The following is a 12303-nucleotide window of genomic DNA, read 5'->3' on the forward strand; positions in this document are numbered from 1 at the left end:
GCAAAGAGAACAACTGTAGTGATTGACCGACCAACGGAGTCCCCGTGTCGCTGCCACCCCTGGTTGAGCCGGCTTCTGAGCTCACCGTAGACGAGGTCCGCAGGTACTCCCGCCACCTGATCATCCCGGATGTCGGGATGGACGGGCAGAAGCGGCTGAAGAACGCCAAGGTGCTCTGTGTGGGCGCCGGCGGCCTGGGTTCGCCGGCGCTGATGTACCTGGCCGCCGCGGGCGTCGGCACGCTCGGCATCGTGGAGTTCGACGAGGTCGACGAGTCGAACCTGCAGCGCCAGATCATCCACAGCCAGTCCGACATCGGCCGCTCCAAGGCCGAGTCCGCGCGAGACACGGTCAAGGGCATCAACCCGTACGTGAACGTGATCCTTCACGAGGAGCGGCTCGAGGCCGACAACGTGATGGACATCTTCAGCCAGTACGACCTGATCGTCGACGGCACGGACAACTTCGCGACCCGCTACCTGGTCAACGACGCGTGTGTGCTGCTGAACAAGCCGTACGTATGGGGTTCGATCTACCGCTTCGACGGCCAGGCCTCCGTTTTCTGGTCGGAGCACGGTCCCTGCTACCGCTGCCTGTACCCGGAGCCCCCGCCCCCCGGCATGGTTCCGTCCTGCGCCGAGGGCGGCGTGCTGGGTGTGCTGTGCGCCTCCATCGGCTCGATCCAGGTCAACGAGGCCATCAAGCTGCTCGCCGGCATCGGTGAGCCGCTGGTCGGCCGGCTGATGATCTACGACGCCCTGGAGATGCAGTACCGCCAGGTCAAGGTCCGCAAGGACCCGAACTGCGCCGTCTGCGGCGAGAACCCCACCGTCACGGAGCTCATCGACTACGAGGCCTTCTGCGGCGTCGTCTCCGAGGAGGCCCAGGCGGCGGCCGTCGGCTCGACGATCACTCCCAAGCAGCTCAAGGAGTGGATCGACGACGGCGAGAACATCGACATCATCGACGTCCGCGAGCCGAACGAGTACGAGATCGTCTCCGTCCCGGGCGCCCGGCTGATCCCGAAGAACGAGTTCCTCATGGGCAACGCCCTGGAGGCCCTTCCGCAGGACAGGAAGATCGTCTTGTATTGCAAGGTGGGTGGCCGCAGTGCGGAAGTCCTCGCCGTTCTGAAGTCGGCGGGCTTCGCGGACGCGGTCCACGTGGGCGGCGGCGTGATCGGCTGGGTCAACCAGATCGAACCGGACAAGCCGGTGTACTGAGCCGAGGCTCACCACCCCGCTGCGATGGCGGGGGCTTCGGGCGCCGCGGATGCCCGAAGCCCCCGCCATCGTCATGAGCACACCTTGCCGTCCTTCGGGACGGTCCCCTTCAGCAGGTACGCGTCCACGGTCGAGTCGACGCAGTCGCTCCCGCTGCCGTAGGCCCCGTGCCCCTCGCCCTTCCAGGTGAGTTCCACACCGACACCCTTGCCCAGCCCGTCGGCCATCTTGCGGGCGCCCTCGTACGGCGTCGCCGGATCCCCGGTGTTCCCCACCACCAGCACGGGCGCGGCTCCCGGCGCGCTGACCTCCGGGTGGTCGAACTGCCCCGCCACCGGCCAGCTATGGCACCAGCCCGCCGCGTCCCAGCCCAGGAAGTCGCCGAACACGGGCGAGATCGTCTTGAACTCCGGCAGCAGCTTCTTCATCTCCTCCGGCGTGGGCCGCTGCCTGTCGTCCAGGCACGATATGACCCGCTGGGCGTGGGTCGTCGTGCCGTAGTGACCCGAGGCGTCCCGCTCGTTGTAGCCGTCGGCCAGCCTCAGCAGCAGGGAACCGTCGCCGGCCTCGGCCGCCTCCAGTGCGCTGGTGAGCGTGGGCCAGCCCTCCTTGCTGTAGAGCGGCAGCACGATGCCGGTGAGGGCCAGCGTCTGGGTGAGCTCGCGGCCGGACGACGTCGGCAGCGGCTTCGTGTCGATCCGCTTCAGCAGGTCCACGATCCTCTGGGAGCCCTGCTCCGGGTCCTGCCCCGTCGACTTGAGGTAGTCGTCCAGCGCGCGCTGGAAGCCGCGGGCCTGGTTCTTCGCGTGGCCCACGCTGTCGGCGGTCGGGTCCACGACGGCGTCCAGCACCAGGCGGCCCACGTTCCCGGGGAACAGGTGGGCGTAGACGCCCCCGAGTTCGGTTCCGTAGGAGATGCCGAAGTAGTGCATCGTGTCGTCGCCGAGGACCTGGCGCATCAGGTCCATGTCGCGCGCGGTGTCGGTCGTCGAGACGTGCGAGATCAGCTTGCCGGCGGCCTTCGCGCAGCCGCGGCCGAAGGCGACGGCGTCGTCGAAGTACGCCTTCTCCTCCGTGGCGTCGTCCGGTGTCGCGTCGATGTCCTCCGCGGCCTGGATCGCCTTGTCGCCGCGGCAGCGGACCCCCTCACTGGCGCCGACCCCGCGCGGGTCCCAGCTCACCAGGTCGTACCGCTCGTGGAGCTTGGCCACCGTGCTTCCGTACGACGGCATCATCGAGACTCCCGAGCCGCCGGGGCCACCGAAGTTGAACAGGAGCGAGCCGATCCGCCTGCCCCCGGTCGCCTTGGACCGGATCAGCGCCAGGCCGATCGTGCGGCCGTCGGGCTTCGACCAGTCCAGCGGCACCTTCAGCGTCGCGCACTGCCAGCCGGCGCCCGGCCCCGAGGTGCTCTTGCAGCGGCCCCAGTCGAGTTTCTGCGAGGTGAGAGAGGAGGGCAGCGTCGAGGAGGAGGCGGTCGCCTGTGCATCCGCGCCGTCCTTCCCCTCCTCGCTCCCGCCTGCGCCGGACGAACCGCTGCTGCAGCCGGTCATCAGCACCGCGGCGGCGAGCGCGGCCGTCCATCGTACGAACCGTGACATGCAAACCCCCCTCACGAGCTCTCCGCACGGAGCCGCGGGGAGCAGTCAGGCCATAGTAGGCGGATCGGGCCAAGCCCATGGCCGGCTGTGGATAACCGTCTGACCTGCACTTTTTCCGCACGGGTCGGCAGGTTGGGCTAGGAGCAGACGGTACCGGCCGCAGGAACCCTTCCGTTCAGGAGGTAGTTGTTCACGACGCTCTGCACACACGTGTTCTTGCTGTCGTAGGCGCCGTGCCCCTGGCCCCGGTACGTCAGCTCGACGCCGACGCCCTCGCCCAGCGCATCGACCATCCTCTTCGCGCCGTGGTACGGGGTGGCCGGGTCGCCGGTGTTGCCGATCACGAGGATCGGTGCGGCACCGGGCGCGCTCACGTCCGGGTGGTCGGCGGCTCCCGCCACCGGCCAGTGGACGCAGCTGACCATGCCCCAGGCCAGGAAGTCGCCGAACAGCGGGGACGCGGCGCGGAACTGCGGCAGTCTCGCCTTCACATCGGCGGCGGTGTAGCGGGGCTTCTCGTCGCCGCAGTTGATGGAGACGTTCGCGGCGGTGAGGTTGCTGTACTGGCCGTTGGCGTTGCGCCCGTTCATCGCGTCGGACAGCAGCATCAGCACCTTGCCGTCGCCGGCGTATGCCTGCTGCAGCCCCTGGGTGAGGTATGGCCAGAGGCTCTTCGAGTACAGGGACTGTGCGATCCCGTTGGTCGCGGCGGTCTGCGTCAGTCGGCGCGGGGGGATGCCGGGGATGGGTTTGCGGTCGAGGTCCTTCAGGAGAGCCGCGATCCGCTTCTCGACGTCCTGCGGCGTGCTGCCGACCGGGCATCCCGTGCTCTTCGACGTGCAGTCCCGGGCGTAGTTGTCGAGCGCGAGCTGGAACCCCCTGGCCTGTCCGAGCGAGATCTGCTCCGGGTTCTGGCTCGGGTCGACGACCCCGTCGAACACGGCTCGTCCCACGTTCTTGGGGAACAGGTGGGCGTAGACGCCCCCGAGTTCGGTTCCGTAGGAGATGCCGAAGTAGTGCATCGTGTCGTCGCCGAGGACCTGGCGCATCAGGTCCATGTCGCGCGCCGCGTCGGTGGTGCGCACATAGGGGAGCATCCCGCCGGAGTGCGCCCTGCAGGCGTCGTTGAACTGCCGGGTGTTGTTCAGGAACGTCCGCTGCTCGGCCGTGTCGTCGGGTGTCGCATCCTGCTGGAAGTAGGCGTCGAGCTGCCGGTCGTCCTCGCACTTGATGCCCGCGCTGCGGCCGACCCCGCGGGGGTCGAAGCTCACCAGGTCGTAACGGGTGCGCAGGGTCTCGTAGTCCGGGGCGAAGGAGGGCAGCGTGCTGACGCCGGAGCCGCCGGGGCCGCCGAAGTTGAAGATGAGGGAGCCGATCCGCTTGCTCGGGTCGCCGCTGGCCTTCGCCCGGATGAGTGCGATGTCGATGGTGCCCCCGGCGGGATCGTCCCAGTTGCGGGGCGCCTTCATGGTGGCGCACTGCCAGCGTTCGCCGTCCGGCAGCGGCGAGGGGGCGCTGCCGCCGCCCTCGGACGGGGAGGGGGCCGGGCAGTCCTGCCAGTTCAGCTTCTGGCTCGACAGCTCTCCCTTGATGACGACGAAGCGGCCGGCGCATCCCGCCACCGCCGCCAGGGAGGCTGCGAGGACGGCGGCGCCGGTCAGGGCCTTGGCGCGGATCCGAGGAGGGTTCGGCATGCTCCCATCGTGGGGCCGCGCGCGGCGGTGCGCGCGGGGCGCAGGCCGTGCGGGTGACGGCCGGCCACCGGCCGGGCGCGCCTCCTTGTGGAGGGTGCCCGCACCGGGGCCGGGCCGGCCGCATGCGGTACGCGCACGTGGGTGTGCCCGCGGGCGTGCGACGGCGAAGCCGGCGCGGGCGTGCGCCCCCGGTGTCGTGGGCGTCCCGGAGCGCTTCCTCGGGCACTTTGAGCGCCCATTGAGGCGCTTCCCGGGGGGCGCTTCCCCGGGGGCGCTTCCTCAGAGGGCTTCCTTGCGTGTCAGGTGGTTGAAGAACAGCCAGCCCGGCAGCACGGGCAGCCACAGGGTCAGGAGCCGGTACAGCAGGACCGCGGGCGCGGCGACCTCCTTGGGGAGGCCGACGGCGATGAGGCCGACCGTCAGGGTGGCCTCGACCGCGCCCACGCCGCCCGGGGTCGGGGCGGCCGAACCGAGCGCGTTGCCCGCGAGGAAGACGACCGCGACGCTGGCCAGGCTGAGCGTGGTCTTCTCCTCGTGCCCGAACGCCCGGATCGAGGCGTCCAGGCACATCACGAAGGACGCCGTCAGCAGCAGCATCCCGCCGATGCCGGTGACCAGCTTCTGCGGCCGCTGCAGCACATCGAGCATGCGCGGAACGACACCCGCGAACAGCGACCTCACGCGTGTGGCGACGAACTTCCGCAGGAACGGCACGGACGTGACCACCAGGATGAGCACCGCGACGGTCAGCAGACCGGCGATGACGGTACGGGAAGGCGACAGGGACGGCGTCTTCTCGGTGCCCGTGAGATAGCCGAAGGACAGCAGCATCAGGATGTGGCAGCCGAGCCCGAACAACTGGGAGGCACCGACGCTCGCCACCGCCAGGCCCGGCCGCACCCCGGCGCGCTGCAGGAAGCGCGTGTTGAGCGCGACACCGCCGACCGCGGCGGGCGCCACGATCTTGACGAACGACCCGGCGACCTGCGCCGCCACCGTTCGCAGGAACGGCACCCGCTCGGGCACGAAGCCCAGCAGCGCCATGGCCGCCGCGAAATAGCTCAGGGCTGAGAACAACACGGCCGCCGCCACCCAGCCCCACTCGGCGTTGGCGAACAGCGTGCCGAACTCGATGTGCGTGAGCTGCGTCAGCAGGAAGTAGGCGCCGATGGCACCGGCGATGAAACTGATCAGCGTGCGCGGCCGCACCCGCTCCAGGCGGGCCGGTTCGACCGGCGCCTGGGGCCGGATCCGCAGCACTTCGTGGCGGATCTGGGTGAGCAGGTCCTCCTCGCGCGCCTCCTCCAGCGCCTCGTCGATCGCCCGTTTCTCGGCCCGCTGCGCGGCACGTACCGACTTCTTGCCGGGCTTTTCGAGAACGACCCGGGTGTCCGCCCGGGCCTCCTCGGGACGGCCCGGTCTGGCCTGCCGGGAGGCCTCCAGGACCGCTTCCCGCTCGCGCTCGGCGCGCTCCCGGGCCAGTTTCCGCAGCGTCGCGCGCGTGGAGCGGGTCAGCGCGATCGGCTGCAGCATGGGCAGACAGTCCGCGACCGAGTCCGGGCCGAGCACCGCGACCGCCGACGCCACCGCGCGCTCGGCACCGACCCGCAGCCCGAGCGTGGCCAGCAGCTGTGCGATGTCCATCCGCAGGACCAGGTCACCCGCCGCGATCTCGCCGCTGCGCAGGTCCGTCAGGATGACGGTGCCCGAGGGGTCCACCACGATCGCGTCACCCGCGAGTCTGCGGTGCGCGATGCGCCGGGACTGCAGCGCTTGCACCTGGTGCCAGGTGCCGTGCAGCAGCTCGTCGGTGATCTCCTCGTCGGCCAGCTGGTCGAGGGTGCGGCCGCCGGTGTGCTGGTAGACGAGCATCACGGCGTCGGGGCCCAGCTCGGAGGTCGCGATGAGCTTGGGGGCGTTGGCGCCGGCCGCGATGGCCGCGTACGCGAGGAGCGCCTCCTGCTCCAGGGCCTGGCGCAGCGACTGCAGGCTGCGCCGCGTGGTGATCCCGCGCAGCGTCAGCCGGCGCCACACCCGGTAGAAGTAGCCCTGGGCCTGCTGCTCCCGGTCGACGACGGTGACGTCGAGGGGCGGCCCGTCCTCCAGGGTGACGAAGTAGCGGCGGCCGCGGTCCCCGTTCTCGGTGGTGTCGGGAGTCTCCTCGCGCGCCGCGCTCACGGGGTGGAAACCCACGGTGCGCAGGCCGGCCATCAGGGTCCGGCCGGTGGGCCGCACGTTCGGCGAGCCGACCGCGTACAGCGTCCCGGCGGCGACGCTCCAGCCGATCAGCACCGTCAGGATGATCGAGAACGGTGTGGTGTAGCCGGTGACGAGCATCGAGAAGGCGTCGAGCAGTAGCACCACCCACAGCACCGCGCGCCAGCGCGGTCTGCGGGACATGCCCACGGCCGTCATATAGGCGATGACGGGCGCGAGATAGCCGTGCACCGGATCGGTCAGGGCGTGGACGTCGCCGGGGGAGGGCTGTGTGAGCGCCTCCTGGATGGACTTCGGGGCCGCCCTGGCGACCCACAGGTCCGTGGCGAGCGTCACTCCGTGGGCGAGGACCGCCGCGAGGACGCCGTCGGCGATGCGCAGCCCGTCCCGTTTGATCAGCCGCTCGATGGCGAAGGCGACCGGCACCAGCAGGATCGCGATGCTCGACGCCAGACCCGCGATCTTGATCAGCAGATCGGGTGCCTGGCCGGTGCCCTTGTTGATGTCCTGTTCGAGACCGGAGGTGGTGCCGTGCGCGAACGCGGCGATGGCGAGCAGCACGACGATCGCGAGCACACCGACCAGCAGCCGCATGAGATCCGAGGGGCGGTGCACGCGCGCGGGGAGCAGTGGTTCGTCGCCCTCGACCGCGTCGTTGTGGGCGTCGGCACGGTCCTCGTCCGGTTCGGTCCCCCGGTGAGGGCCCGCGGCCCCCTGCGGCTCCCCGTTCTCGTACGTCTCCTGGTTCCCGTGCGTCTCCTGGTTCCCGTGCGTCTCGTCGTCCCCGTGCGTCTCCTGGTTCCCGGCCGTCGCCTCGTCCCCGTGCGTCGCCTCGTTCTCGCCGGCCTCCTCATGCGCGAGGCCGCTGCCGCGGGTCTTCTTGTGCGCGTCGTCGCCGGAGCGCCGTTCCGGGCCCGCGTCGCGGGCGCCCGGGTCCGCGGTGGCCGGGCGCGACGAAGCCTCAGAGGTGCCCTCCGCTCCGTCGGGGTGCACACCCTGCTGTTTCATCGTCTCTTCTTGATCTCGTATCACCGGTCACCGCCCGCACGATCGTGGCATGTCCACCCGACACACGGGGGCATGAGGTGCAAATGCGGGGGCGCACAGTCTGCCCGAAGCGCCGCGCCGGGGCGAGGGATGCGCCTGGTCTCGGTCACATCACATTGTCGGTGGGGTGGGGCAGGATGGGGCGGATGAGTGAGGAGAGCCTTCCGGTGGACGCCCTGCCGGAGTATGCGGAACGGGTCCTTGACGTGGCCGAACGCATTCCACCGGGGCACGTCATGACATACGGGGACGTGGCCGAGTGGCTGGAGGAGGGCGGTCCGCGTCAGGTGGGCCGCGTGATGGCCCTCTACGGGGGAGCGGTCCCCTGGTGGCGCGTCATCCGCGCGGACGGCGTGCTGCTTCCGGGGCACGAACTGGAGGCTCTCGGCCACTACCGCGAGGAGGGCACCCCCCTGCGCGAGGCCGGACGCGCGTCCGAGGGCCATCTGCCGCGCGTCGACATGCGACGTGCGCGATGGGACGGCGACGAACGCGCTGACGGTCATATCTGACAGCTTCGCCCATCCGGCGGGCCGATGGGGAACCAGTGGCCCGTACGGGGGCAGCGAGGCACCTTCGCGACATGCCGTACGTTCGTGCAGCGGGGGACACGAGTGACCCCCGGGACGGACGGGAACAAGGGGAAGCCCTGCTTCCGTGGCCCGCACGGGCGTAGCGTCGACGGCGCTCGTCCCCCTCATCCCGCGGCCACCGCCCGCCACGCGCGGCCGTCCTCCCACCCGTCGCCCGACCACCGCCCCGCAACGTCGGCGCTCCGCGCCGCCAGTGACAAGCCCGAGTACGACCACCAGGACCGGCGAACCACGTGAGCTCCTCTTCCTCCACCAGGCGCCTGCCGCACCCCCGGGTGCGGCAGGGGAGCCGTGGCGCTTACCGACTGGTGCGTACCCCGCCGGCCCGGATGGATCCCCCTCGACTGGACGCAGCACAGCGCACGGTGGTTGACCACGAGGCGGGTCCGCTGCTCGTTCTCGCAGGCCCGGGTACCGGCAAGACCACCACGCTCGTCGAGTCCGTGGCCGCCCGGATCGGCCGCGGCGTCGACCCCGAGCGCATCCTGGTCCTGACGTTCAGCCGCAGGGCCGCCGTCGACCTGCGCGACCGGATGGCCCTGCGCGCCGGCCCGGCACACGCCCCGCAGGCCACCACGTTCCACTCGTTCTGCTACGCCCTGGTCCGCGCCCACCAGGACAGTGGCCTCTTCGTCGAGCCGCTCCGCCTGCTGTCCGGACCCGAGCAGGATGTGGCGGTGCGCGAGCTGCTCGCCGGGCAGCCGGACCTGGAACGGCTCGGTCTTGCGCACGTGCGCTGGCCCGACGAGCTGCGTGCCTGCCTGACCACGCGCGGCTTCGCCGACGAGGTCCGCGCGGTGCTGGCACGCAGCCGCGAACTCGGACTCGGCCCGGACGCCCTGCGCCGCTTCGCCGAGCGCATCGGCCGCCCCGACTGGGAGGCCGCCTCCGCCTTCCTCGCCGAGTACCTGGACGTCCTCGACCTCCAGGGAGTGATCGACTACGCGGAGCTGGTCCACCGGGCGGTGCTGCTGGCGCGCCGTCCCCGGATCGCCGAGCGGCTGGCCGCCCAGTACGACGCGGTCTACGTGGACGAGTTCCAGGACACCGATCCGGCGCAGACGCGCCTGCTGCAGGCCCTCGCGGGCGGCGGCCGGACCCTGGTGGCCTTCGGCGACCCCGACCAGTCGATCTACGCGTTCCGGGGCGCCGACGTGGGCGGCATCCTCGACTTCCCGTACGCCTTCCGGCGCGCGGACGGCACCCCGGCTCCCGTGGAGGTCCTCAGGACGTCCCGCCGCTCCGGCGGCGCCCTCCTGGCCGCCACCCGGCTGCTGGCCCAGCGCATGCCGCTGACCCGCCTTCCCGCGGAGCAGGTGCGCGCCCACCGGCAGCTCGCCGCGGTACGGGAGGGGGGCCGTGTCGAGGCGTACACGTACCCGACGCCCGGCACGGAGCTGGACAACGTCGCCGACATCCTGCGGCGAGCGCACCTGGAGGACGGGGTCCCGTGGGGCGAGATGGCCGTCCTGGTGCGTGCCGGAGCGCGCACGATCCCGACGGTCCGCCGGGTCCTGACAGCCGCCGGGGTCCCCCTGGACATCGACGGCGACGACCTGCCGCTGCGGCATGAGCCGGCCGTGACCCCGCTGCTCACGGCCCTGCGGGCGGTGGCGCGGGCGGTGGTGTCGGGCGACGGCGACGACGTGCGCGCGCGTACGGGAGACCCGGCCGGCGGCGACGAGGCACGCGCGCGTGCGGGCGACCCGGCCGGCGTACGGGCGCCCGCGGAACGGAACACCGGGAACACCGGGAACACCGGGGAGACCGGGGACGCCGGGGAGCCCGGGGGCACCAGGGACGCCGCGGAGACGGGGGAGACCGGGGAGACGGGGGAGACCGGGGACGCCGACGGACCGTCGCCCGCCGGAACTCCCACCCCCGACGCCGGCGCACCGGCGCCCGCGAAGACGCCCGCCCCGGACGGCGGTGCGCGCGGCGGCCGGCCCGCGGACACGGCCCACGACGGTGGACGGCCACAGGAGTGCTGGCTGGACACGGAGACCGCGCTCACCCTCCTCGCCTCCCCGCTCGGCGGGATGGACGCCGCCGACCTGCGCCGCCTGGGCCGTGCCCTGCGCGAGGAGGAGCGGGCGGCCGGCAACCCCGTACCCCCGCCCTCGGACGAACTGCTCGCACGGGCGCTGGCCGAGCCGGAGCGGCTGGTGGCGCACGATCCGGCGTACGCGCGCGGGGCCCAGCGCCTGGGCGCACTGCTCAGGACGGCACGGGAGCGGCTCTCGGGCGGCGGCACGGCGGAGGAGGCCCTCTGGGAGCTGTGGGAGGGCACACCGTGGCCCCGGCGGCTGGAGAGCGCCTCCCGGCGCGGCGGTGCGGCCGGGCGCAACGCCGACCGCGACCTCGACGCCGTGTGCGCCCTGTTCGCGACCGCCGCGCGCGCGGAGGAGCGCACCGGCGGGCGGGGCGCCCTCAACTTCCTGGAGGAGATCGAGGCCCAGGACATCGCCGCCGACACGCTCACCCGCCGGGCCGTGCGCCCCGACGCAGTACGCCTGATGACCGCGCACCGCTCCAAGGGCCTGCAGTGGCGCCTGGTCGTCGTCGCGGGGGTCCAGGAGGGCCTGTGGCCCGACCTGCGCCGCCGCGGCTCCCTGCTGGAGGCCGACCGCATCGGCCGCGACGGGCTCGCCCAGCCCCTCACCCCGGGTGCCCTGCTGACCGAGGAACGACGCCTGTTCTACGTGGCCTGCACCCGCGCGCGTGAACGCCTCGTCGTCACCGCCGTGAAGGCCCCCGCCGACGACGGCGACCAGCCCTCCCGCTTCCTCACCGAGCTCGGCGTCGAACCCAAGGACGTCACCGGCCGCCCGCGCCGCCCGCTGTCCGTCGCCGCTCTCGTCGCCGAGCTGCGCGCCACGACCGTCGACCCGCACGCGTCCGACGCCCTCAGGCAGGCCGCCGCGCACCGGCTGGCCCGGCTCGCCGCGCTCACCGACGAGGACGGCCGGCCCCTGGTGCCGGCCGCGCACCCCTACCGCTGGTGGGGCATGTGGGACCCGACCGAGAGCAAGGTGCCGCTGCGCGACCGGGACCAGCCCGTCGTGCTCTCCGGAAGCGCCCTCGACCAGCTCGCGAACACCTGCGCCCTGCAGTGGTTCCTGGGCCGCGAGGTGAAGGCCGACGCGCCCGCGACCGCCGCCCAGGGCTTCGGCAACGTGGTGCACGTCCTCGCCGACGAGGTGGCCTCCGGGCGCACCCCCGCCGACCTCGCCGTCCTCATGGAGCGCCTCGACTCGGTGTGGAACGCACTCGCCTTCGACGCACCGTGGAAGTCCGAACAGGAGAAGGACAACGCGCGCGTGGCGCTCGAACGCTTCCTGAAGTGGCACGTCGACTCCAACGGCGCCCGGCCCGGGCGCACCCCGGTGGCGAGCGAGCACGACTTCGACGTCACTCTCGAAGCGGGCGACTACCGGGTGCGCATCCGCGGCTCCATGGACCGCGTCGAGGCGGACGCCGAAGGCCGCGCCTACGTCGTCGACTTCAAGACCGGCAAGCAGGCGCCCAGCGCCACCGAGGTGGCCCGCCATCCGCAGCTCGCCGTCTACCAGCTCGCCGTGCGCGAGGGCGCCGTCGACGAGGCGTTCGACGGCCGGCGCCCGGAGCCCGGCGGCGCCGAACTCGTGCAGTTGCGCCAGGGCGCCGCCAAGAAGGACGGTGGCGACACCCTCCCCAAGGTGCAGACCCAGGAACCCCTGGAGGGTGAGTGGGCCGGCCGGCTCCTGGCCACCGCCGCGGGAAAGGTCCTCGACGAGCGCTTCTCACCGACCGCCGGGCAGCACTGCACGCACTGCGCGTTCCGGGCCTCCTGCAGCGCGCGCCCCGAGGGCCGTCACGTCGTGGAGTGAGAACACCCCTGTGACGGACGGCACCATGCCGTCCGACCAGGGCCTCCGCCGGCCTGCCG

At 72.2% G+C, this 12303-nt stretch carries 6 protein-coding genes; 3 read left to right on the top strand and 3 right to left on the bottom strand.

The features are described from left to right. Nucleotides 1-44: 44 nt before the first annotated feature. Nucleotides 45-1223, top strand: coding sequence for an adenylyltransferase/sulfurtransferase MoeZ (gene moeZ / locus ACZ79I_RS26575; RefSeq protein WP_471500097.1), 1179 nt, complete (start codon nucleotides 45-47; stop codon nucleotides 1221-1223). Between the two features lie 71 nt (nucleotides 1224-1294). Here the strand turns inward: moeZ and ACZ79I_RS26580 are convergent, their stop codons facing one another. The 3 genes from ACZ79I_RS26580 to ACZ79I_RS26590 all read right to left on the bottom strand — a co-directional run bounded on the left by ACZ79I_RS26580 (nucleotide 1295) and on the right by ACZ79I_RS26590 (nucleotide 7743). After that, nucleotides 1295-2824 (bottom strand): alpha/beta hydrolase, encoded by a 1530-nt coding sequence (locus ACZ79I_RS26580; protein WP_471500099.1) that lies wholly within the window; start codon nucleotides 2822-2824, stop codon nucleotides 1295-1297. Nucleotides 2825-2961: 137 nt separating this feature from the next. Beyond that, on the bottom strand, nucleotides 2962-4518 hold the full coding sequence (locus tag ACZ79I_RS26585) for an alpha/beta hydrolase (protein ID WP_471500101.1): 1557 nt from the start codon (nucleotides 4516-4518) through the stop codon (nucleotides 2962-2964). 279 nt (nucleotides 4519-4797) lie between these two features. Next, nucleotides 4798-7743: a lysylphosphatidylglycerol synthase domain-containing protein gene (locus ACZ79I_RS26590; RefSeq protein WP_471500103.1), complete on the bottom strand. Its 2946-nt coding sequence runs from the start codon at nucleotides 7741-7743 to the stop codon at nucleotides 4798-4800. Between the two features lie 185 nt (nucleotides 7744-7928). Here ACZ79I_RS26590 and ACZ79I_RS26595 point away from each other — a divergent pair, with 185 nt between their 5' ends. Together ACZ79I_RS26595 and ACZ79I_RS26600 are read left to right on the top strand one after the other, a co-directional pair. Next, a complete protein-coding gene (locus tag ACZ79I_RS26595) occupies nucleotides 7929-8294 on the top strand; it encodes an MGMT family protein (RefSeq protein ID WP_471500105.1) in 366 nt (121 codons plus the stop codon). Between the two features lie 314 nt (nucleotides 8295-8608). Further along, a complete protein-coding gene (locus ACZ79I_RS26600; protein WP_471500107.1) occupies nucleotides 8609-12244 on the top strand; it encodes an ATP-dependent helicase in 3636 nt (1211 codons plus the stop codon). Nucleotides 12245-12303 lie beyond the last annotated feature (59 nt).

The organism is Streptomyces sp. PSU-S4-23, assembly GCF_055632315.1.

Bases quoted from the DNA above. Each gene is read 5' to 3' on its own strand.
- ACZ79I_RS26580 (WP_471500099.1), bottom strand. From the start codon at position 2,824: ATGTCACGGTTCGTACGATGGACGGCCGCGCTCGCCGCCGCGGTGCTG.
- ACZ79I_RS26585 (WP_471500101.1), bottom strand. From the start codon at position 4,518: ATGCCGAACCCTCCTCGGATCCGCGCCAAGGCCCTGACCGGCGCCGCC.
- ACZ79I_RS26590 (WP_471500103.1), bottom strand. From the start codon at position 7,743: ATGAAACAGCAGGGTGTGCACCCCGACGGAGCGGAGGGCACCTCTGAG.
- ACZ79I_RS26595 (WP_471500105.1), top strand. From the start codon at position 7,929: ATGAGTGAGGAGAGCCTTCCGGTGGACGCCCTGCCGGAGTATGCGGAA.